Below are 23,982 nucleotides of genomic sequence, written 5' to 3' on the forward strand. Positions count from 1 at the left end.
ACTTTTTACACGAATATTAACCTTTTCTAATAAATAAATTGCCCGCAAATGCTGTAATCCAAAAATAAATACTTTAATTTGTGACTTGATATAGGAATGCTTTTTATCCTTTTCTTAAATGTGATTGAATATGAAGGACACTCATGAAACTAATCTGCCAGCTGAAGAAACCGGCAAATTAGAAGAAACTAAAGCACCGGAAGTAACTCCGGAAAACACTGCGGCTGAAGTTGAAACAACTGAAACCCCGGATGAAGCGACAGCGAACGCTATCAGTAAATTATCAAAAGAAGAGATTCTTGAAAAATTAGCTGAATTGGTAAATGCTGCTGCCGAAACGGCACGCAACGAAGTGGAATCGTTGAAACAGGCATTTTATAAAATCCACAGAGCCGAAGTTGAAGAATCGAAGAAAACATTCCTCGAAGGTGGTGGAGAAGAAAAGGATTTCGTCGCTCCTGAAGATGAAGGCGAAAACAAACTGAAAGAATTGCTAGCCGTTTTTAAAGAAAAAAGAGCTGCAATCCTGGCAGAAGAAGAACGCATAAAGGCTGCGAACTATGCACTGAAACTTCAACTGATCGACCAGTTAAAAGTGCTTACCGAAAGTCAGGACGACTTCAATAAGCTATACAACGACTTTAAAGACATCCAGCAGAGATGGAAAGAAATTAAAGCCGTACCACAGGAACATGCAAACGAACTGTGGAAAAACTATCAGACTTACAGCGAAAGATTCTATGATATAATCAAGATCAATAACCAGTTCCGCGATTACGACTTCAAGAAAAATCTGGAATTGAAAACTGCTCTATGTGAAACAGTTGAAAAGCTGCAAACCGAACCGGATGTCGTGTCCGCATTCCACCAGCTTCAAAAACTGCATCAGCAATGGCGTGAGATCGGTCCGGTTGCCAAAGAACTGCGCGAAGAGTTATGGGCTCGTTTCAAAGCGGCTTCTACCGTGATCAACAAACGTCATCAGGAGCATTTCGAATCGCTGAAATCGAAAGAACAGGAAAACCTGGTCGCAAAAACAGCTATCTGCGAAGAAATAGAAGGTATCGACTTCGATGCATTGAAGACATTCAAAGACTGGGAAGAAAAGAATAAAGAGGTGATCGCTTTACAGGATAAATGGAAAACAATCGGTTTCGCACCGAAAAAATCCAATGTAAAGATTTTCGAACGCTTCCGCGCTGCCTGTGATGTATATTTCAACAAGAAAAGCGCTTTCTACAAGAATATCAAGGAAGAGATGGAAAAGAATCTCGAACTGAAAAAAGCCTTGTGTGAGAAAGCGGAAGCACTGAAAGACAGCGTAGAATGGAAGAGTACGACTGAAAAGATGATTGCTCTCCAGAAAGAATGGAAAACGATCGGTTCGGTTGCCCGCAAGCACTCGGATGTTGTATGGAAACGTTTCATTTCTGCCTGTGATTATTTCTTCGAACAGAAAAATAAAAATGTTTCCTCCCAGAAGAGCGTAGAACAGACAAATCTGGCTGCTAAAAAAGCATTGATCGAAAAGATCAATAAGCTGGACGAAACATTGAGTGCAGATGAAGCATTGGCTGAACTGAAAGATATGATGGCTGAATGGAATGCAATCGGTCATGTACCTTTCAAGGAAAAAGATAAAATCTATAAAGAATATCACGAAGCGGTAGACAGCCAGTTCGACCGTTTGAAAGTAGACCAGACAGATCGTAAGATGCAGTCATTCCGCAGTAACCTGAACGATATGGCAGGCGAACATGGAAAAGGCAAACTGTATGGCGAACGCGAAAAGCTGATGAGAATGTATGACCGCATGAAAAATGAATTGCAGACATACGAAAATAATATCGGCTTCCTCAGCATCTCTTCGAAAGGTGGTGGCGGTCTCGTGAAAGAAATGGAGCGCAAGATCGAAAAGCTAAAAGATGAGATGGCGCTCATAATTAAAAAGATCGATGCAATAGATGAAAATCTTGAATAAATAAAACGAAGCCGTCTCGCTAACAGACGGCTTCGTTGTTTATATACATCTACTATTTTATATGATATCCCAGATACATTTATTTAATCCCGGACATGAAACTGCCGTACTGCTGGGCACAGAGAACTATACCCCTCCGGCAAACGTACAAAGAATGATACAGGAGTTATCATATCTTCCGGTGTGGTACGCCGACAGCAACGATTATGTATTTACGGAAGAGATCGCTTCACCCCGTTTCTTTTCTTTACAACCTAAAGAGCTCAGGCCATTCGCCACACTTGTTTCCGGAAAAGAGTTGAAGAATCTCGCTCCTTCCCTCCCGGAACTGGCGGCGTCTCCCTGGGGAATATCTCCGCACAGCCTGCACTTCTTTGAGAAACTGAAACAAGAATTACAATTAAACCTGTCCGTACCGACCTGGAAAGAAGAATATTTCCGGCTGACCGGCAGGCAGACAGCGGCAGAATGCCTTGAACGAATCCGCCAGCTGTTACCCGACCTTCCCATACCGGCTACTCCAAAATTCTGCAAAAAGATCAGGGAAATAGAAAAATACCTGATCCTGCAAAATGCCCCTTTTGTTGTAAAGACTCCTTATTCTTCATCCGGACGCGGCTTGCACTGGATACCGGAGCGTAAACTCACCCCTAAAGACCGTACCTGGATAGAAGGGGCTATCAATAAACAGGGCACTGTCAGTATTGAATGCGGACTAGACAAGGTCCATGATTTGGCGATGGAGTTTTATTCCGATGGGGAAGGCCATGTCACCTATGAAGGACTCTCCGTCTTCAGTACGGAAAAAAAAGGTTCCTACTCCGGAAATGTATTGGGAAGTCAGGAATATCTGGCTACACCGATCAAACGTTGGATAGGAGAAGATGTTTACCTGCGGACCCAGGAAGCAGTTGCAGAAGCCCTGAAAGGCATTTATGGAAATATATACCGTGGATATCTGGGAGTGGATATGATCGTCTACAAAACAAAAGACGGTTCGTATGCCCTTCATCCCTGTATCGAGATCAATATGCGCTATACAATGGGAATGGTTGCCCTCCGTCTCAGTCAAAGATATCTGGCTCCGTATGCCATTGGTGATTTCCACATCACTTATGACAGTAAAGTCGGGGAAGCCTACGAACGTCATCGTTTCATGAAAGGAGCTTACCCGCTCACCATAGAAAATGGCAAAATCAGGGAAGGATACTTGTCTTTATGCCCGGTGACAAAGGAGACAAAGTACAGAGCCTATATTTTAGTTGTGTAGATAGTTTTCTCTATCTACACAATTGTTCAATAATCTCTTTTTCCTGAGGATACCTAACGACCAGTTCTTCTTTCCGGGCCAGTTCGAAATCTTTATATTCGAATCCGGGAGCGACGGCACAACTTACCAATGTAAAACCTTTCGGATTTTTCAGGCGGGCAGCAAACCAGGTATCAGGTTCAACAGTGATCTGCAACTGTCCTCCCTCCTGATCCGATAATTCACGGCAAACAAGTTGCCCTCTCTCGAAAGAATAAATATGTAAAGGTTCACCCTTATGGAAAAACCAGCTTTCCGGAGATTGAATACGGTGAAAAGCCGAAAAGTCCGCCTCTTCCAACAGATAATAAATCGTTGTCAACACTCTGCGGTCGGATGGATATCCGGGAATAGGTTTCCACCTGTCCGGACAATATACTTCTTTAAAATAACCACCCTCCGGATGCGGAGACATATTTAGTTTTTCAATCCAATAAAAAGAATCTTTGCTACGATCCATAAGCTGTATATCTTATTATTTATGACGACGAACGCTACGAATAGTACCCGTCTTTTCAGTTCCTAATTTGTACCCCAAAGATAATCCAAATGTAAATGTACGGTCACGTATTCCATCCGATAAACGGCTAAAACTAGGTAAATAAGCGATATTAAATCCTAATTGCATATTCCTGAAGTCTTTCCGGATGCCACCCACACATTTCAAACCGAACAGGACAGGATGAATGCCATCCAGCTTTTCTTTTGTCGACTTATAATCTGAAACTGTATCATCAAAATCCGAATAGGTTGTTACTACCGATTTCAAATTAAAATCGAGTCTGGGCCCCACTCCGATAAAAAAAGTATAACCGTCACGACTTGTTTTCTTAATGTCGAAAGTTGTACTTAATGTAAGATAATGTAACTTATCTTTTTCTGTAATCCTCCCACTCCATTCAGAACCAGTTATCGAATTATAAGATATTTTCACTTGACCACCTCTTCGGGTATAACCGATATTGCTGGATAAATTATACCAGCCTTTATCCAAATACTGATACCCTAACGACATCTGATAGGGATAAACCTTATTCGTACTGGCTTTTTTTGCTCGCATAGATGTTATGCCAAAACCGTTTTCCAACGTTATCACTTGTGCATTTCCCTTTACGGCAATACATAACAACATACACACCAACCATACACAACTCTTATTTTTCATAATCTTCATTTAATTCGTTATGAGAATTAAACGAGAGTCGGAACAATTTCGTATGTTACCCCTCTATATTTAGGACGACTACAGGGGATTTTTTATTATACAGGCAAAAACAGGGTCTCTACAATTACGCGCAACTGGTATTTCATGGCCTGCCACATTCAGGACATTCACGTCATCACTTTTCCCACTCATATCTTTTGTTTTTACACCAAAAGTAGACGAGTAGAAACAAGTCCGGAAATTATTGTGACAAACGGAAGGATTCCTTTGACGAATGGTTTATTATTCTTTAATTTATTGAGACAAAGAAATTACGTAACTTTGTCTCAATAAATTAAAGAATAAATAATATGGATGCGACAATCAAAAAAGTGGAACTGGCCGATAAATTCGGGTGGACTATCAGAGTAAAGGAGTCCGACATTGAAAAAGACATGGAAGACATTGATAACAGTACCCATTCCGACCTATTCTAACCCACTTCTTCTTCGAACTCCTTCAGTTCTTCCAGGCCTTTCTCTATTGTTCGGATATTTCTCAGGTAAAAACGGATTTGATAGAACATCATAATAGAAATAAAGAGCAATATTAATATCAGACGTATTTCCCAATTAGCGACAAGCCGGGCCTTTTCAATAAACAGAAAAGCAATCAGAGCTGAAACTACAAGTCCCGAAGCAAACATGAAATTCCTTTTCATCCAAAGTTTATAAATTAACGTAAGTCGGGCCAGTTCACAAATCCTCTTCTTCTCCATATTGAACCTAAGAAGTATAGCGGAGAAAAAGACTTGTATAATAAATCCTATGCCAATAGTCCCTTCCAATACAGCAAAAGAGAGCGGCTGCATCACGATTTTACCTGTCACAACTAGCACAGGAAACAACACACACATCACGAATGCCAATATAAGTCCAAACAAATCAAACCTGAACAACCGTTCATAGGCCGACTGTGTCCGATTAATTATCATCTCTTTAATGATCCTTTTATTCAATATCTCATTCTGTGCCAATCGCTCGTTCAGCACATTCCAACCTGCTTTTAATTCCTCCAGTTCCATATTCTTTTTAATTTAACTGTTTGACATGATTCTTAGTTTCTCTTTAATACGATTGAGTTTTACTGCCACATTATTACGGGAAAGTCCGGTAATATCCGCCATCTCCTGATAACTCTTTTCTTCCAGCCAAAGCAGGATCAGTGCACGCTCCAAACGTCCCAGCCGGTTTATCATCCGGTAAAGTTCATGAAGCTGGGCTGTTTTATCTTCTTCTTCCACAAAATCTTCCAAGTCGACCGAAATCGGTACCACTTCCGGTTTGGACTTTGACTTGCGGAAAAAAGAAATACAAGTATTCAATCCGATACGATACACCCAGGTGGAAGCCTTACACTCGCCCCGGAAGCGGGGAAATGCTTTCCACAGGTTTATCACGACCTCCTGATATAAATCATTCAGATTTTCCGGATCACTTGCATAGATATAGCATACCTTATATATCACCTGCTTATATTCTTCTACAAGTGCGATAAACTCTTTCTCTTGTTGCTGTGCTTTCATTTACTAACAATCGTATTGTTTACTATATCAGTCGTATGCAAAGATGGATAATTACAATAATAAATCAAAAATCTGCATAAATCTTCATTTTACTACATCTGTAAAAATTTCAAAATATTTTAATATTCACTTTTTTTTAATACATCAAACTATATTTATTCCATAAAAAAATTCCATATTTGTTCCGTATACAAAACCAAGTTTCCATACAGAAACTAAATGTTTTGTATCACAAACCTTAAACAAATGATATTACTCGTTTAAATTCAAGACAATACAGTTAAATAATTAGTAACATTTTAAATTTACATGCCTATGAAATAAACACAATCACCTGCCTTTGTACAAAAAAAGGCCAATAAGTGTTGCCTCACTTATCAGCCTTAAATTAGTACCTCTTTTCTCATTAAATTAATACTAACAAAAACGCATACAAAAGTATGAAAAAAAATCGCATAAAAGATGATATTACATTTTATCATCCAAATTCAATCTGTACACACATTTTTAGACCTTTGGGGTCTTTATTATTATTCTCATTCTTTGTAGGGCATATATGGGCGGATAATATAGGAGAGCCTTCTCTGATTCAACAACCGACCAAACACCAACAAGCCAAAGACAACGTCCTGGTTTCAGGTAAAGTAAAAGATGCTTTAGGAGAGTTAGCGTACATAACAATTCACGTTAAAGCCAACGCGCTGATCGGAACAATATCTGGAGAAGATGGAAGTTTTAGCTTGAGCAATGTACCAAGAAATTCGACCCTCGTATTCTCTTATCTCGGTTACAAAACGAAAGAAATAAATATCAGTAAATTAAAGAATCAGGAACTGACTTCCCTTCTTGTCGAAATGGAAGAAGACTCTGAACTTCTGGATGAAGTTGTTGTCACAGGTGTCGGCTCTCAAAAAAAAGTAAGTATCGTAGGTGCTATTACGACTCTTGAACCAAGTGAATTAAAAGCGCCAACACGATCATTATCAACCCAATTGGCTGGTAGAGTAGCAGGCGTTACCTTTGTACAAAAGTCCGGACAACCAGGAAAAGATGGTGCCTCCTTTATTATCAGAGGGATCAACTCTGTGACAGGGAATAGTGAACCTCTTATCTTAATTGACGGATTAAAAAGAACGATTGACGACGTAGACCCGAATGATATTGAAAGCTTCTCCGTTTTAAAAGATGCCTCAGCAACAGCTGTATATGGTCTGGAAGGAGCCAACGGTATCATTGTTATTAAAACAAAAACAGGAAAAGTTTCAGCAAAACCATCCGTAAGAGTCAGCTATTCAGCTTCTATTAACAACTCGACTTACAAACCCAAGTGGGTAGATGCAGTTGATTATGCCAAGATGAAAAACGAAGCATACGTTGTCAGAGGGAAAAAACCGTATTACTCAGATCAGGATATAGAGAAATTCGGTGATGCGGATATGGACTTTTATCCGAATGTGGATTGGTACAAGACTATGGTTAAACCGAATAATTTCTCTCAAAAAGCGAACTTCAACATCAGCGGTGGAGGAAACGTGGTAACCTACTACATGTCCGGAGGTTTTTATAAAGAAAATGGTATGTTCAACAGCGGAAATGATTCCAATGCCGATTACAACCAGTTCAATTTCCGTTCAAATATCAAAGCCGATGTGAGTTCTTCAACAACATTAGCTTTAGGATTTGACGGTCGTTACAATACAACGACAGAACCGGGGCAAGGCGTTGACAATCTTCTGAATATTATGAATAATCTAAACCCGACGCTTTTCCCGGCCGAATACTCGAACGGTACAGCTCCAGAAGAGCCGTCCGGTGTGACAAACCCGTATTCGTTGCTGACAAAGACTGGTTTTGTAAAAGATTATGCCAATCACATGTCAACCAACCTGAATATCGTTCAAAAACTTGACTTTATAACAGAAGGGCTATTTGTCAACTTTATTGCTTCTTTTACAAAAAACAACTATTACACGCACAAGTACGAGAAGAAATATCAAAAACATGCTCCTGACTTCGCCCATAGTTATATGGGTACCGGACGAGACGAAGAAGGCAACCTGGTCACCATTAATAAAACCCCGGATGTCGACGACAAAATGAGTTTTAAATATGTAGCACCAACAGGAAACAGAGTTATAGAAGTACAAGGTAGCGCAAATTACAGCAGAACTTTCTTCACCGATCTTCACACAACAGGATTGTTCCTTTATAAGCAAAGAGAATATCTGACAGATGCACCAAAAGGAGAAGGAGCAGAATTGCTGATCAACGCATTGGCCTCACGCGAACAATCGTTGGCAGGCCGTTTGACATTCGACTGGAAGCATCGCTACTTTATGGATGTGAATATAGGGGCATCAGGCTCTCAACTCTTTACACCGGATAAGAGATGGTCTACTTTCCCTTCCATTGGCGCAGGTTGGCTGATTTCGGATGAAAATTTCTGGTCGAGCTTACGTCCTGTAGTGGATCTATTTAAAATCCGAGCCACTTATGGAGAAGTAGGGGCTCCGGGTAGTGCCAAACGTTTCGGTTATTTGGCAGCGACAGGTCCTCTGACCGGTTATTCATTCGGATTCGGTAATGCCGCAGGCAGTGGCATCGGCATTGGAGGTATTGGCGAAACACGACTGGAGCAATTAGGTTTAACCTGGGAGCGCAACAAGAAAATCAATCTCGGAGTAGAAATCGGATTATTTGAACAATTCAAATTAATCACTGAGTTATACCACTACGACAACGAGATGCAATTGATCGACCTGAACCGCCTGCCATCCACATTAGGCTTACCGGCTATACCAAAGGCCAATCTGGGATGGACCGTTTCCGAAGGTGTTGACTTCGATTTCACTTATTCCAATTCATGGAATGATTTCAGAATCAACTACATAAAGGGCATCATCAGTTACAATAATAACGAGATCAAAGAAAACGGACAATTAGACCCGAAAGTTCCTTACCAGAGCGGTATCGGCCTGGACTACGGAAGATCTCTCAATTATATTGCTTTAGGCCTGTTCAAAGACCAAGAAGACATCAACAATAGTCCTGTTCAGACATGGAATGATGTAAAGCCCGGCGATATAAAATATAAAGATATAGACGGAGACGGTGTAATTACGCCTACCGACCGTGTATGGTTAGGAAACCAGTATCCCAAATGGACTTACTCGTTGGCTTTCGACATCAGTTACAAAAACTTCACTCTGGCATCGCGACTCATCGGAAAGTCGAATGTTTACAGGACGATCAGCGGAGGTAGAATACCCTTCAATCCATATGATTCCAACGGCAAGGAAGTAATCAACGAAAACGGAGCATTGTATTATGCCGCAATGAACGACCACTGGACACCGGCCTCTTATTCAGGAACTACTGCCACAGAAAATCCGAATGCGACTTATCCGCGTCTGGCTTTCGGATCTGAAAACAGAAACAATGCCCAACAATCTACCTTCTGGCTTCGTGAGTCTTCTTATTTGCAAATTGCCGACATAGAATTGGGTTATAACTGGATACCTAAAGACAAAAATCAATTCTTCAAGAGTATCTATTTCTACGGAAGATGCGATAATGTATGTACGTTCTCCAAATTCAAGGATTGGAATCCGGAACTAACCTCTCCTTATGCATATCCGCTAAAAAGAACGATCACATTAGGTTTTGAAATCGGTTTTAATTTATAATACAAATCATGAAAACAACATATATCATAGAATTAGCATTAAGCCTTTGCTTGTCGGCGGGTTTTAACTCTTGCAACTATCTGGATGCAAATGAGTATTTGAATGAGGTAGAAAACCTGAACGATATCTGGACTGAACGAAACAGCATACGAAAAGCATGGGCCGCTTGCTACGGAGCCATGCCCAACTATGCAGACATGGTCAACGGTTGGCCTTTCAACTGCAATTACGATGAAGCTCATGGCGGCCTGGACAGTTATAAATGCCTTACCTTTGCCCAAGGCAAATATGACGCAGACAAACCGATATACGAATATTGGAAAAACTATTACAAAGCCATTCGGTTATGCTGCCAATTTCTGGAAAACTCTCATTTGGCAAACGACAAACTGCTGGAAGAGGGCGAAGTAGAAGGTTATGCTGCAGACGCCCGCTTTTTAAGAGCCTTCTATTATTCCCAAATGATAGAATTATATGGCCCGTTTGTCATCATCGACAAAACGATCGACTATTCGCAGCTGGAAGAATACCCTACCACCAGATCGACATTAGACGAATGTACGGATTTCATCCTAAAAGAATTAGAACAGTGTATTGCCGAACTTCCCAACAGCGAAGACATCCTGACTTCCGACTACGGCCGTCCTTCCAAAGAGGCAGCCATGGCCGTGAAAACTCGCCTGCTACTATGGGCTGCCAGTCCGTTGGTAAACGGAAATCCGGATTATAGTGACTTTGTTAATAAAGAAGGTGTTCCGTATTTCAACGTACAATCGCCTGATATGGAGAAATGGAAAAAAGCCGCCAAAGCAGCTAAGGACATTATCGATTTAAATAAATTCGACTTGTTCACGATGCCCGCCAACGACGGCTATCCAACCGTTCCGCTTGGCGAATTCGAAGGCAACAATATCGAATGGCCAAACGGTCCCGCAGGTATCGACGCCTATCAGTCTTATAAAGCATTATTCAACGGAGGAAAAAATTACTGGAACAAAGAAGTAATCTGGCAGGTGAACACATCCGGACAAAGCTCCTCGTTAAGCTATTTAGGTTTCCCCCGCAACTATAACAAAGGACAGGGCGGCGGTAACACCGGTAAATTATGTGCCGTACAAAAGCTTGTCGATGCTTATTTTATGAATAACGGCAAGACAATCGAGGAAGAAAAAGAGTTGTACATCGATCTGGGAATGACCTCCATCGGCGACAACTACTTCATTCATGGAGAAGGGAAGAAAGACAAAGTTTCTCCCATAATAACCGGATTCAAACTGAACAACACGATTCAAAAAGTGCCCAACAGATGCCTGAACAGGGAAGCTCGCTTTTATGCAACGATCGGGTTCATCGGGAAAGGCTATGTCGAAAATACCGGAAGCATACACTATGCCGATTACCGTGCCAATATGGTTGACGGATATTTACAATCCGACCGTCCTTCTATCCGTACCGGCTACCAGATCGTAAAATGGATCAATGACGAAGATCAAAACGCAGCCGGAAGTTTCGATAAACAATATCCTGTATTCAGAATGGCGGAAATCTATTTATCGTATGCCGAAGCATTAAATGAATATGACCCACAGAATCCGGATGTTTTGAAATATCTGAATTACGTTCGTTACAGAGCCGGACTACCGGGTTACAGATCGGGAAACCAAGATGTAAATCGGGAAAGAATCAAAAGAGAAAGATATGTCGAATTCGCTTTTGAAGGCAAGAGATATTTCGACTCGCGCAGATGGAAAGATGCAGAGATAAACGAACGAGATCAATTCGGTAACAACAAAGGAATGAACGGCCCCGTATATGGTTGCAATTATCAAGCCACCGACGGTAGTTTTTATGACCGGACCATCATAGACGGTTACCTGTTCAAGAAAAAAAACTACTTCCTGCCGATTCCTTACCAGGATGTGGCAAATCACTGGGGAGACCTTGTTCAAAATCCGGGATGGTAATTTTAATATCCTATAAAAATAATAACGTATATGAAAACATATTTGTCTTATATAACCATTTTCACGCTTACGCTGATAACAGCAGCATGTGGAAAGCTAGATTACGAAAATAAAGAATTTTATAAACAGGAAGTTTATATCATCAATTCAGAATCGACCTCCGCCACGGAGCGCGAGATAACAGGTGTCCAAGCTTATACTTTCGTTGATACACTAAAGATCATCAACGACAGTTACGACACGGACACTTTAGTAGACTACAAAGTCGGCACGGCCAATATTATTTTCAAAATAGGAATAGGAGGATCGCTTTCCGCCCATGAAGATTTGGAAATCCTGATCGATTTTGACGAAGAAGCCGTGAAAGACTATAACATTTCAAAAAATGCCGAACGTTATATTCCGGATCCGTCACTGTACACGACAAACATCCCTTACGACCAGACAAGAAAAGGATTCCCTGTCGTCATTAAAGCAGGAACAGCCTCCACGTCTCTGACATTTCAGGTTCCCATCGAACGCGACAAGATGGAAACGTATGCCGATTTCGCTTTTGCCCTGAAAATAAAAGAGACAGGAAATGCTACACTGAGCCGCCAATACTACAACTTCATGGTATCCGAACTCAATGTAGACCTGGAAAGAGTGGTCGACTGGTCCGGTTTTCCGATACCAGAAATACCGACAGGCCGTTACCTCTCAGCCCGTCTGTTAGGAAACGGAGCCGAAAACATACCGGCAGACGGCAGACATCGTAAATATAAATATATCACACCGTTGGGCGATACCCCTGAACTAAAAGGAAAGTATATAATCTGGGGAACCGGTGTTTGGAGTTTCGAAGTCTTCGCCTATCATGGTTTCGGTTGGATGTATAACCTGTTCACATTGAACGACCAGGTTGCCGGAACTTACACCATCGAACCCATCCTGGCAGGAAACAGTGACTTCCCAGCCCAAACATTTGCCTATAGCACCGTACAAGGTGTCACGGAAGACAACAAATATGATCCTAAAACAAAGACCCTTACCATTCATTACAAGAATGTAATCGGGCAGGATTATACCGATGTATTAACCTTCGAATCAGAAGACCTGACGTTGGATCCGATCAAAGGGAATAGCATCTCTCCCCAAAGTTGGGCACAAGTAAAATCGAAAGGATACAAATATTGGTTACCTGAAGATAAATAGGATAAGAAAATGCATAAGCAAAATATTTGAATCAATCAAAATATAAAAACAGGGAACACGGTTGACGTGTTCCCGTTTTTCATATTCCACACATTTGTTCCATGGTTGTAAATTAACAAATTATATAACCTTACCCCTTGTTGTTATTAATTAATTAACAAAATACATGAAGTCTATTTATTATAAAAACGCGAAATTTGTTTCAAATAAGAAATATGATTTCAAATAAGAAACAAAAGAAGGAAGTGACAATATGATGAATCAGGAAGAAACAAAAGAAGTAAAAAACGGAGATAAATATAACATCCCCATGCTTGAAAAAAGCTTTGAACTGCTGGAGCTACTTATCAAGTACCCGAACGGGTTAACCATGCAGGAAACAGTCAACCTGCTGAATACACCTAAAACGACTGTTTTCCGCCTGCTGAACTCTTTGCTCAATATGGGATATCTATCAAAAAACATCGATACCCAACAGTTTTTCCTTTCCAAAAAGTTTTTAAAACTGGGTCTGGCAGCTTTGGGCGAATCCAATATAGTGGAACAATCTCTTTCACCCATGAGAGCGCTGCGCGATAAGATCAAAGAAAGTATTATGCTCGGCGTTTTTATGGAAAACAGAATAGTCCTGCTGGAGCAAGTGCTGGGATCTCACAATTTCACCTTCCTGCTACGTCCCGGAACAAGCTTTTGCTTGCACGCCTCTGCCCCCGGCAAATTGACCCTCGCCTATTTGCCGGAAGAAGAACTCGAAAAAGCACTGGAAACGATACAATATACCGTCTTCAACAAACATACTATCGAAAACGAAGCTCAACTGAAAAAAGAGCTCGAACGCATTCGGAAAATCGGATATGCAGTAGACCTGGAAGAAGAAATGGCCGGTGTGCAATGTATCGCTGCACCTATATTTAATCAATTTAATAATATTGTCGCAACAATCTGGACGTCCGGTCCATCCGGCCGTCTAACCAAAAGTATCTTTCCTGTAGTCGCAAAAGAATTAATCCTAACAGCGAATAGTATCTCTACCAGTTTGGGATATACTTGTAAGCAATAACAATATAAATAACCACATATCATGAGAAACTACAGCAAATTCATCATCCTTCTGGCGACAGTCTGCATAGGGAGTATGCAACTTTCCGCCGAACAAATGGACCCGAAGAAAATTACACTCACCGCAAAGGCCAAAGAACAATTGGCGGGAAAACAAATATTGTATATAGAAAGGGAACAGTATGCCCCGGACCATCATAATACCGCCACTCTTTTCCAGAAAGAGGAAATCAATGAAAGCAGTTTCTTCCCGGGAGGTGCCATGCGTATTTTTGATGTGAACACAGGGAATACGACCACACTTATCGAACTGAAAGACGGATTGGTCCGCGATCCTGAATTGTCTTTCGACGGGAAAAAGATCATCTTTTCCATGCGGAAGAATAAGGATGATTTCTATCATATCTATGAAATAAACACGGATGGAAGCGAATTAAAGCAATTGACTTTCGCCGCAGGAGTATCCGATATAGATCCTTTATATCTGCCGGACGGAGGAATCGTGTTCAGTTCCACCCGCCAGCCCAAATATTGCATGTGCAACCGGCATATCATGTGCAACCTGTACCGGATGGAAGCAGATGGTGCCAATATCACTCAAATCGGCGTTAGCACGTTATTCGAAGGGCATTCCTCTTTATTGAACGACGGTAGAATCCTCTACGATCGCTGGGAATACGTAGACCGCAACTTCGGTGATGCACAGGGATTATGGACGGTAAACCCCGACGGAACAAAACATTCTATATACTATGGCAACAATACTCAGTCGCCGGGCGGAGTAATCGACGCCCGGCAAATCCCCGGAACCGACCAGGTAATCTGTATCTTCGGCTCCTGCCATGACCGTCCTTGGGGAGCCCTTGCCATTATAGACAGAAAAAAAGGAGTAGACGGCGTTGAACCCGTCGTACAGATATGGCCCGAAGACAGCAGGAAACTGGTTGACAACGGCGACCTCGACTCATTCAAATGGATCGAATACTTCTTTGAAGACCCTTATCCTCTCAATGAGAACTTCTTTCTGGCTTCCCGTACAATCTGGGCAAAGCCGGGCGGATGGATGCATCTCGACTCCAAGTCCGGCATCTACCTGATCGGTCGCGACGGTACACAGGAACTGGTTATCGAAGGAAACAGAAGCCTTTTCGATCCGATGATTATCGAACCGCGCCCTAAACCTCATGCCATACCATCCAACAGAAATTATACAGATAAGAAAGGTTCCTTCTACGTGCAAAATGTTTATCATGGCACACATATGAAAGGCGTCGAACCGGGAACAGCCAAATACCTGCGTGTCATCGAATCTCCGGAGAAAAGGACATGGACAAAGAACGGCTGGGGCGGACAAGGCGAGCAGGCACCGGCCGTTAACTGGCACAGCTTCGAGAATAAACGTATCCTGGGAGAAGTACCGGTAGAAGAAGACGGCTCTGCTAATTTCGAAGTTCCTTCGGGTACATTCGTCTATTTCCAGTTGCTCGACAAGGATAAGAAAATGATCCAATCCATGCGCAGCGGAACAATGGTTATGCCGGGAGAGGTAAATGGTTGTATCGGTTGCCACGAAGATCGCCTGAGTGTTCCGAGTGCAATGGGCCCCAAACCATTGGCCTTAAAAAAGGCTCCTGTACAGATGAATGGCTGGATGGGTAAGGCACCCAGGAACTTCTCCTTTATGGAACAGGTTCAACCGATTCTGGATAAAAGCTGTGTACGTTGTCATGATTTCGACCAGAAGAACCGTGACAAGCTGGTGTTGGCAAAAGACAAAAATCCATTCTTCAATGCCGCCTACGTCAATTTATATGTAAAGAAAGAAATTACACTCATCGGTGGAGGCCCCGCACAGATACAGGAGCCTTATTCCTGGGGATCGCATGCCAGCAAACTGACAAAGGTCATTGAAGGCAATCATCACGATGTGAAATTATCCCCCAAAGATAAAGAGATACTTTACACCTGGATGGACCTGAACGGCGTTTACTATCCGGTTTATGAGTCCGCTTTCGACTCTACACTTGCCGGACGAAGCCCCCTATATAATTACGAAATACAAGAATTAATAAAACTGACGGAAGTAAACATCTGGGACCTCAACCACCACGGCCGAAAACTGACCGCACAAATATCTTTCGACCGCCCGGAAGTCAGTCCATGCCTGGATAAAATCAGAAACGACAAGCAGAAATATGCCCGTGCCGTCGAAATCATCCGCACCGGACAAAAGCGGCTGAAAGCTACTCCACGCGGAGATATTGAAAAAGACCTCGTTCCCTGCGAACGGCATAAAGCACAGCTACGAAAATATGCGGAACGTCTGAAGGTCGAACAGCAAAACTGTTCAGTCATCGGACAAGGTAATAAGATTTACGACAAATAATATAAACACACAACCATGAGTACACTCGATTTATTCAGCCTGAAAGGGAAAAAAGGCTTTATCACCGGAGCCGCACGCGGTATCGGAAAATGCCTTGCCGATGCATTCACAGAAATGGGCGCCTCTATCGCCATTGTCGACATAGATATTGCAGAGGCGGAAAAGACAGCAAAAGAACTGGCCGCCCGTTACTCAGCCCACACCATCGCCATCCGCTGCGATGTGACGGATGCAGAAGATATAGGACAAATGATGGACACATTTATCAAAAAGTACGGCAGCATCGACTTTGCCATCAACAATGCCGGAATAGCAAACACTTATGCAGCAGAGGAAATATCATCCAAAGACTTCAAGAAAGTTGTCGATATCAATCTGAACGGCGTCTTTCTGACAGCCCAGGCCGCAGCCCGCCAGATGATAAAAGAAGGAAAAGCCGGCAGTATCGTAAACACGGCCTCCATGTCCGCCCATATCATCAACACCCCACAGACAATTGCCAACTATTGTGCCTCAAAGGGTGGCGTGCTTCTGCTGACTAAAGCACTGGCAGTCGAATGGGCCAAGTATAATATACGCGTCAACTGCGTCAGTCCGGGATATATGGCAACTGAGCTGGTTGCAGAGATGAAGGACATGCACGAAGGATGGATATCGAAAATCCCGGCCGGCCGCCTCGGTGTGCCGAAAGACCTTATCGGAGCCTATTTATACCTGTTAAGCGATGCCGCACGCTACACAACAGGGACAGATTTAATTGTTGACGGCGGTTACACAAGTTTATAATCATGAGCACTCACAATCCTATCATTTCCTCCCGGGAAATCGCACGTCTGATCGATATTAGTGCCGTACGTGCAGATTCCACCCGCCAGGACGTGGAAGACATCATCGACGGAGCTATAAAACACAACTTCATCTGCGTCTTCCCCATGCCCGGCATGCTTCCGCTCGTTTTTGAGAAACTGAAAGACCATCCGCAGATCGGAATCGGAGGTGTTGTCGGTTTCCCTTCCGGCGGAGAGACTACGGCAAGCAAGCTGTTCCAGGCTAAAGAACTGAAAGAGGCTGGCTGCAACGAAATCGACATGGTTCTGAATATCGGCAAACTAGAGTCCGGTATGTTGAACGATATAGAAGACGAAATCCGGCAGATCAAAGCCGCCGTTTCCCCTCTTCCTTTAAAAGTAATCATGGAAGTCGTCCTCCTCACCGATGAAGAGATAAAAACAGCTTCCTCCATCATCCTGAAAGCCGGGGCGGATTACATTAAAACCGGAACCGGCTGGGCGGGAGCAACTACGCTCCATCATATCGATCTGATCAAAGAGACCGTCGGCGACGCCATCAAATTAAAAGTGGCAGGAGGTGTCCGCACGCTCGACACGTTGCTGGAAATGTATCAAATGGGCGTCAGCCGTTTCGGTATTGGCTATAAATCAGCCCTCAACATCATGGAAGAATGTATAAACAGGGAAACACATGAATGAAAAAGTAATATCCTATGATCTGGGAACAGGGGGAATAAAAGCCTCTCTCTTCAATCGCAACGGAGAGGCTCTACATTCCGTCTTTATCCCCTATCCGACTGCCTACCCGCAACCTGGCTGGCAGGAACAGGCACCCGAAGACTGGTGGCAGGCTATTATCCGTTCCACCCGGCACCTGCTGGATAAGACTAAGATCGATAAAAATGAAATAACCGCCCTTGCCATCTCCGGACACAGCCTGGGCGTCGTTCCAATCGGCAAAGACGGTAGCCTGTTGCAGGTTGCCACCCCTATCTGGTCCGATCGCCGGGCCAGTAGCGAAGCCGAAACGTTCTTCAACCGGATCGATTATAAAGAATGGTATGAGACAACCGGCAACGGTTTCCCGCCGGAATGTTATTCGGTCTTCAAGATCATGTGGTACAAGAAACATTTCCCGGAACAATATGAGGTTACAGACAAAATAATCGGAACAAAAGACTACTGTAACTACCGGTTTACCGGTCGCCTTTGCACCGACTATTCGTATGCCTCCGGAAGCGGAGTTTTCGACTTGAAAACCTGGAACTACAAAGAGGAATATGTACAGGCATCCGGCATCCGCCCGGATATATTCCCGGAAATACTGGACTCAGACGCTATCGTCGGGACAATTACTCCCGAAGCCTCTCTCGAAACCGGATTGCCGGAACATGTCAGGGTTATCTGCGGCGGTGTGGACAACTCTTGTATGGCCCTGGGAAGCAAAGGGATCAAGCCTTCCCGTATTTATACCTCGCTGGGATCTTCTGCCTGGATCGCCCTGGTATCCAAAAATCCGGTGCTCGACTTTGACAAAAAGCCTTATGTCTTTGCACACGTCATCAAAGGAATGTATGCCTCCGCCACCTGCATATTCTCGGCAGGGAGTAGCCTGCAATGGGTACGAAATACGATCTGTCCCGATCTGTTATCGGCCGAAAAACAAGGTGGAGAAGACGCCTATATAGCCATGAACAAACTGGCAGAGACTTCGGCTCCGGGTGCGAATGGCCTGCTCTTCAACCCAAGCCTGGCTGGTGGTTCAAGCATCGAGCCCAGTCCAGATATGACAGGAGCCTTTACCGGACTGAGATTAGGGAATACCCGTGCCGACCTGATTCGTGCAACCATGGAAGGTATCGCCTTGAATCTTCGTATCGCACTGGATCTGTTCCGGAAATATCACGCCTCATTCTCCGAGATGTTATTTGTCGGCGGTGGCACAAAAAGTGATTTTTGGATGCAGCTCTTTGCCGACATCTACGAACTGGAAATCCAAAAGACAAACATCGGGCAGGAGGCGGCTTCGTTGGGTGCTGCGGCACTCGCCCTGAAAGGTACAGGTCTTTGGAATAGTTATGAAAAGATCGACACCCTGCATCAGGAACAACAGCGGTTCAGGCCCGATCCCCGTCATCAGGCAACCTACCGGAAAGTCCTCGACAACTTCAAGGCACTTGCCGACAGTATTGCTTCCCTGAATAGTACAAACAAATAAATGAACCAACAATGAATGCAAAACAACTTACCGCATCCATTCTGTTATCCGCCCTGTTGTTAGGCGGATTCACCGGATGCGAAACAAACAAAAGTAAAGACAACATGGTACAGACAAAAGAAAAGGTATTCACCAAAAAGTACACAAATGCAGATTTTTATGTAGACGGAAAGTTCAACGGCGAAGTCGCCCTGAAAGCCTATCTCGAAATGTTTGAATTTTATGGAGTTCCCTTTACAGACTTTATGAAGGAGAACATGTGGATATCCGATTTCGGCTTAGGAGATTTCGAACATGCCGGTATGGCCGGCGTATTTTGGGTTAACGACCCGGTTAACCGCCATTTCGGACACGAAATATATCTGTTACCCGGACAAATGATCCCGGAACACCGTCATGTGGCAACCCCTGAGTATCCGGCTAAATTCGAATCATGGATGGTACGCAACGGATCGGCTTATAATTTCGGGATCGGTGATCCTACCCCCAATCCTCCGGCATTGCCTGAAAGTCAGAAAGAGGCTATCACTGTCTCCAACTTCACTTATATGAAAGTCGGCGATATACTTCCGCTGAAGGAACTCTTGTCTCCTCATTTCCTTCGTGCAGGCGACAATGGTGCCATCATCTCGGAATTTGGAACATACCAGGATGGGAACGGATTAAAATTCACCAATCAAAAGGCTGTGTTCACAGACGTGCTACATCCTTAAACAATCAGGTGACCGTATAATCCCGTACGGTCACCGCAAATCCTACCGGTTATTCTTGATCAGGTTCATAAATTCCTCACGCGTCTTAGCCTGCTGGAAGAAACCTGTAAAGTCGGAAGTTGTCGTCAGGGAATTCTGTTTCTCCACACCGCGCATCTGCATGCACATGTGCTGTGCTTCGATCACCACCATGACACCCAGAGGGTCCAACGTTTGCTGGATGCAGTCCTTGATCTGCATAGTCAGGCGTTCCTGGATTTGCAGGCGGCGGGCAAAGATATCCACTACCCGGGGAATCTTGCTCAGACCCGTAATATATTTCTTGGGAATATAAGCGACATGGGCCTTTCCGAAGAACGGAAGCATATGATGTTCACACAGCGAAAAGAAATCAATATCTTTTACAATAACCATCTGCTTGTAGTCCTCTTCCTGAAACATAGCGGAAGCAAGTACCTTTGCAGGATCTTCGTTGTATCCTTTGGTTAAAAACTGCATAGCTTTTGCTACACGTTCCGGCGTTTTGATCAGACCTTCACGTTCGGCATCTTCGCCCAGCAGGCCTAATATTTGTTTGTAATGGCCGGCCAGTTCTTCGCGTGCCGCCAAGGTCTTGTCGTCTATTTCTTTTGTCATTTCTATAATTATCCGTGTCAGCCACGGGGACAAGTTTCTTATTTTCTTAGTTAATTCAATGGGATTTTTACTTCTTCCCGAACAATATACATTTCTTTTCCGAACGAAGGGAAAGCTGTCATCAACAGGCGTTGCATATGATATGCTTCTTCGTGTGAACGGAAATCACCTACACGCAGTTTCCAAAACGGTGCGGTATAGCTGACATAAGTCGGGACATCAGGGAAAAGTTCCTTGATCTTCTTTTCTTTTTCGAACGCTTCATCTTTCGACTTACGTTGGCTATTTCCGGAAAACACCTGTGTCCGGAATCCCTGTATCTTCAGGAAGGCAGTACTATCCGTCTTCTCTACATTATCACCATACAGGCGTACTCCCACCATTTTACGAAGGGCCTCCGGCTGATTGACAATCACCTCGCCTTTACCGGGCTTCGATGTTTGCAGGTCGTCAAAAATCGTCTGTGCCGATCCATCGACACTCATTTGTGCTGACGCCCCGGTCACACAAACCAGTAACATGAATAAGAAAGTGATACAAGGGGAATTCTTCATTGTGATTTATTTTTATGTTCAAATCGGGAGGGAAAGAGCGTTTGCCCTTTCCCTACAGGATAATGTCATTAAAATGCTTCAACGATCGGCATGAATTTATCAACAGCCAGAGAAGCACCACCGATCAGACCACCGTCTACGTTCGGTTTAGAGAACAATTCTTTTGCGTTACCGGCATTAGCGCTACCACCATACAGGATGGTGCAGTCGTCAGCCACTGTGTTGCCATATTTTGCAGCCAGTGTAGCACGGATATGAGCGTGGATTTCTTCAGCCTGTTCAGCAGAAGCAGTCTTGCCTGTACCGATAGCCCAAACCGGTTCGTAAGCCAGAACGATCTTACCGAAATCTTCAGCAGAAAGGTCGAACAAAGATTCTTTGATCTGAGCGTCTACCACTTCGAAGTGTTTGCCGGCTTCTCTTTCTTCCAGTACTTCACCGATACAGAAGATCGGAGTCAGACCGTTAGCCAGAGCCAACTGAACTTTAGTTTTCAGAATCTCCGGAGTTTCATGATAGTAAGCACGTCTTTCAGAGTGACCCAGAATCACATATTTAGCACCTGTAGAAGCAACCATAGCAGCAGAAACTTCACCGGTGTAAGCACCTTTTTCTTTGTCAGCACAGTTTTCAGCAGCTACACCGATTTTATCAGTATCGATAGCAGCAGCGATGCTTGCCAGGTGAGTGAACGGAGTACCGATGATTACATCACAGTTGATAGCTTTGCCTTTCAGGGCTTCATTTAATCCTTTTGCCAATTCCAGACCTTCCTGAAGAGTTGTGTTCATCTTCCAGTTTCCTGCAACAATATTCTTTCTCATGATTTAATTAATTAAATATATAAATACAATAAAATCTTTTATTCAGCCTTCTCTTTCCGTCTCCGGCGGAATCGGAAAAAGTCATATACCCAAACGAGCAGCAAAGGTACGGTAAAAGTCAATAAAATGGTAATAAGCCAGCCATCTTCTTTTTCTTTTGTTTCACTCAGGTTCAAATGATCTTCGATCTCAGCCTTTACATGTTCCTCGTCCGGGATATCGTTATAATGCCATTTACCCATCACAGTACCGTCTTTCAGCAGTACCAGCCCCGGGTTAGAACGGATGATCGTCTTCAATAATACCTCGTCGGCCATACGGAACGGATATTCGGCACCGGTATTGTCGCTCCATTCATCGATCATTTCAGGAGAGGAACCGGTCACACAATAGAAAGGCATTTCATATTCCAGCGCATAATCGTACACTCCGTTTATCTCGTCAATCTGTTCATCATCCGCCTTTTCCAGTTTCGGAGCGATCAGCAGCAGAATCGGCTGCGGATTATGTAATATTTCATCGGTGACATCGTCTCCTTCGGCATTATAGATATTAAAAGAAGCCACAGGAGGTTCATACCCTTTCTTTATCAGTTCGGTCTTCGACTCAACAAATGTCCAGGTACTGTCATTTTGCGGATAGTTTTCCAAAGAAAATTCTTTCTGTACGCCATCTTTCTCATAGACAAAAGTATATTTATACTCATCTTCGGGAGCGCCATCGGGTATTGCCATTAAAGAAGGGATATTAGCCCCGATCTTATACGGACGAAAATCCATGACCGGCAGATGATTGTAATTCCAGTAAGCAAACCCAATGCAGAAAAAGTAAGAGAACAACGCTACGAACCAGTAAACTTTATAAGTAAAACACTGGAACATCTTGCCGCAGTTCATGAACACCATAATAGCAGCAGCCGAAAGAACCAGGTTCTTAAAAAACGTCTCCCAATTCGTAATAACGACTGCATCCCCGAAACAACCGCAGTCGGAAACCGGATTGAATATCGCAAGATACAACGTCAGCGGCGTCATGAATGCCATAAAAAGTAAAACAAGGAAAGAGTTGTAGCGGCGGTATACCCCTAACAACATACAAACACCCATGGCAAACTCGGCAGCCGAAAGGGCAAAAGATGCCAGGACAGTAAAAGGCTGCAACATATCCAACCCGAAAGAAGTCAGATAGTCGCCTATCTTAATTGCGCCTCCCATCGGATCGACCGCCTTTACAAAACCGGAGAAGATAAACACGACCCCGATCAGCAGACGGCTGCACTCTGTCAGTATCTTTATTGCAGTCTCTTTATAGTTCATATATTATTCTTCGCCATATTCGAGTTTGATCAAACCGAACAGGGCGTAATTAATCATATCCATATAATTGGCATCCACACCTTCCGATACGATCGTCTTGCCACCATGGCTTTCTATCTGTTTGGTACGGTAGATCTTCATCAGGATCAGATCGGTATAGGAACTGATACGCATGCTGCGCCAGGCTTCATCGTAATCATGGTTCTTGGCATACATCAACTCTTTGGTTTCCGTTATGTACTTATCGTACAATGCCAACGCTTCCTCATTCGTCATATCGGTCGTATCCGAAAAACCTTTTGCCAACTGGATCAGTCCGATCACTCCGTAATTAACGATCGCAACAAACTCCGGACGTATCCCTTCGTCCACCATGCTCACCCCTTTTATCTCGAGGCTGCGGATACGGTTTGCCTTAATAAATATCTGGTCGGTCACAGACAGGGGACGCATAATCCGCCAGGAGGGACCGTAATCTTTCAACTTCTTTTCGAACAACTCCCGGCATTGGGAGATCACTTTCTCGAATTGCTCTTTCGTATCAGCCATATACTAAATATATTATGCCGCAAAGATAGTAAAAAAACAACAAAGGCACAGATGAAGTTTCCATCTGCGCCTT

At 43.5% G+C, this 23,982-nt stretch carries 21 protein-coding genes; 12 read left to right on the forward strand and 9 right to left on the reverse strand.

The window, feature by feature from the left end:
- The first annotated feature begins 130 nt into the window (after positions 1–130).
- Both K6V26_RS20075 and K6V26_RS20080 read left to right on the forward strand, forming a co-directional pair.
- Entirely contained in the window at positions 131–1,981 is a 1,851-nt protein-coding gene (locus tag K6V26_RS20075) for a DUF349 domain-containing protein (RefSeq protein WP_007655731.1), read from the forward strand.
- A gap of 61 nt (positions 1,982–2,042) precedes the next feature.
- Positions 2,043–3,251 carry a hypothetical protein gene (locus tag K6V26_RS20080; protein WP_224263664.1) on the forward strand — a complete coding sequence of 403 codons (1,209 nt, stop codon included), beginning with the start codon at positions 2,043–2,045 and terminating at the stop codon, positions 3,249–3,251.
- A gap of 10 nt (positions 3,252–3,261) precedes the next feature.
- Here the strand turns inward: K6V26_RS20080 and K6V26_RS20085 are convergent, their stop codons facing one another.
- Positions 3,262–3,750: a cupin domain-containing protein gene (locus tag K6V26_RS20085; protein WP_224263665.1), complete on the reverse strand. Its 489-nt coding sequence runs from the start codon at positions 3,748–3,750 to the stop codon at positions 3,262–3,264.
- 15 nt (positions 3,751–3,765) lie between these two features.
- A complete protein-coding gene (locus K6V26_RS20090) occupies positions 3,766–4,455 on the reverse strand; it encodes an outer membrane beta-barrel protein (RefSeq protein WP_224263666.1) in 690 nt (229 codons plus the stop codon).
- A gap of 350 nt (positions 4,456–4,805) precedes the next feature.
- On the opposite strand from K6V26_RS20090, the gene K6V26_RS28595 reads away from it, so the two are divergent.
- A complete protein-coding gene (locus tag K6V26_RS28595) occupies positions 4,806–4,931 on the forward strand; it encodes a hypothetical protein (RefSeq protein ID WP_007655739.1) in 126 nt (41 codons plus the stop codon).
- On the opposite strand, the gene K6V26_RS20095 is transcribed toward K6V26_RS28595, so the two are convergent.
- Positions 4,928–5,518, reverse strand: coding sequence for a hypothetical protein (locus K6V26_RS20095; protein WP_048318192.1), 591 nt, complete (start codon positions 5,516–5,518; stop codon positions 4,928–4,930). The two genes, K6V26_RS28595 and K6V26_RS20095, sit on opposite strands and share 4 nt — an antisense overlap.
- Positions 5,519–5,530: 12 nt before the next feature.
- The gene (locus K6V26_RS20100; RefSeq protein WP_007655744.1) at positions 5,531–6,019 is read right to left on the reverse strand and encodes an RNA polymerase sigma factor; all 489 of its coding nucleotides are present in this window, start codon (positions 6,017–6,019) and stop codon (positions 5,531–5,533) included.
- Positions 6,020–6,459: 440 nt separating this feature from the next.
- Between K6V26_RS20100 and K6V26_RS20105 the strand changes: the two genes are divergently transcribed.
- The 9 genes from K6V26_RS20105 (at position 6,460) to K6V26_RS20145 (ending at position 20,030) form a co-directional block, all read left to right on the forward strand.
- A complete protein-coding gene (locus tag K6V26_RS20105; RefSeq protein ID WP_224263667.1) occupies positions 6,460–9,705 on the forward strand; it encodes a SusC/RagA family TonB-linked outer membrane protein in 3,246 nt (1,081 codons plus the stop codon).
- An 8-nt stretch (positions 9,706–9,713) separates the two neighbouring features.
- The gene (locus K6V26_RS20110; protein ID WP_195586166.1) at positions 9,714–11,669 is read left to right on the forward strand and encodes a RagB/SusD family nutrient uptake outer membrane protein; all 1,956 of its coding nucleotides are present in this window, start codon (positions 9,714–9,716) and stop codon (positions 11,667–11,669) included.
- Between the two features lie 30 nt (positions 11,670–11,699).
- The gene (locus tag K6V26_RS20115) at positions 11,700–12,863 is read left to right on the forward strand and encodes a DUF1735 domain-containing protein (RefSeq protein ID WP_048314442.1); all 1,164 of its coding nucleotides are present in this window, start codon (positions 11,700–11,702) and stop codon (positions 12,861–12,863) included.
- A gap of 253 nt (positions 12,864–13,116) precedes the next feature.
- Positions 13,117–13,923, forward strand: a complete 807-nt coding sequence (locus K6V26_RS20120; RefSeq protein ID WP_048314443.1) for an IclR family transcriptional regulator — start codon at positions 13,117–13,119, stop codon at positions 13,921–13,923.
- A 21-nt stretch (positions 13,924–13,944) separates the two neighbouring features.
- The gene (locus K6V26_RS20125; protein WP_195586165.1) at positions 13,945–16,308 is read left to right on the forward strand and encodes an HzsA-related protein; all 2,364 of its coding nucleotides are present in this window, start codon (positions 13,945–13,947) and stop codon (positions 16,306–16,308) included.
- A 15-nt stretch (positions 16,309–16,323) separates the two neighbouring features.
- Entirely contained in the window at positions 16,324–17,094 is a 771-nt protein-coding gene (locus tag K6V26_RS20130; RefSeq protein ID WP_122329360.1) for an SDR family oxidoreductase, read from the forward strand.
- A 2-nt stretch (positions 17,095–17,096) separates the two neighbouring features.
- Positions 17,097–17,798: a deoxyribose-phosphate aldolase gene (deoC, locus tag K6V26_RS20135; RefSeq protein WP_195586164.1), complete on the forward strand. Its 702-nt coding sequence runs from the start codon at positions 17,097–17,099 to the stop codon at positions 17,796–17,798.
- Positions 17,791–19,317 carry a xylulokinase gene (locus tag K6V26_RS20140; RefSeq protein ID WP_224263668.1) on the forward strand — a complete coding sequence of 509 codons (1,527 nt, stop codon included), beginning with the start codon at positions 17,791–17,793 and terminating at the stop codon, positions 19,315–19,317. Before deoC ends, K6V26_RS20140 begins: the two co-directional genes overlap by 8 nt.
- A gap of 11 nt (positions 19,318–19,328) precedes the next feature.
- Positions 19,329–20,030 (forward strand): cupin domain-containing protein, encoded by a 702-nt coding sequence (locus tag K6V26_RS20145; RefSeq protein WP_224263669.1) that lies wholly within the window; start codon positions 19,329–19,331, stop codon positions 20,028–20,030.
- A gap of 42 nt (positions 20,031–20,072) precedes the next feature.
- Here the strand turns inward: K6V26_RS20145 and folE are convergent, their stop codons facing one another.
- The 5 genes from folE to K6V26_RS20170 form a co-directional block, all read right to left on the reverse strand.
- Entirely contained in the window at positions 20,073–20,666 is a 594-nt protein-coding gene (gene folE, locus K6V26_RS20150) for a GTP cyclohydrolase I FolE (protein WP_010801487.1), read from the reverse strand.
- Positions 20,667–20,716: 50 nt separating this feature from the next.
- Positions 20,717–21,220 (reverse strand): SPOR domain-containing protein, encoded by a 504-nt coding sequence (locus tag K6V26_RS20155; RefSeq protein WP_010801486.1) that lies wholly within the window; start codon positions 21,218–21,220, stop codon positions 20,717–20,719.
- Between the two features lie 68 nt (positions 21,221–21,288).
- On the reverse strand, positions 21,289–22,044 hold the full coding sequence (gene tpiA, locus K6V26_RS20160; RefSeq protein ID WP_007655752.1) for a triose-phosphate isomerase: 756 nt from the start codon (positions 22,042–22,044) through the stop codon (positions 21,289–21,291).
- Positions 22,045–22,082: 38 nt separating this feature from the next.
- On the reverse strand, positions 22,083–23,360 hold the full coding sequence (locus K6V26_RS20165) for a BT_3928 family protein (RefSeq protein ID WP_224263670.1): 1,278 nt from the start codon (positions 23,358–23,360) through the stop codon (positions 22,083–22,085).
- A gap of 3 nt (positions 23,361–23,363) precedes the next feature.
- Positions 23,364–23,909: a DUF1599 domain-containing protein gene (locus tag K6V26_RS20170; RefSeq protein WP_007655754.1), complete on the reverse strand. Its 546-nt coding sequence runs from the start codon at positions 23,907–23,909 to the stop codon at positions 23,364–23,366.
- Positions 23,910–23,982: the final 73 nt, after the last annotated feature.

The organism is Parabacteroides goldsteinii (genome assembly GCF_020091425.1).
GTDB lineage: Bacteria > Bacteroidota > Bacteroidia > Bacteroidales > Tannerellaceae > Parabacteroides > Parabacteroides goldsteinii.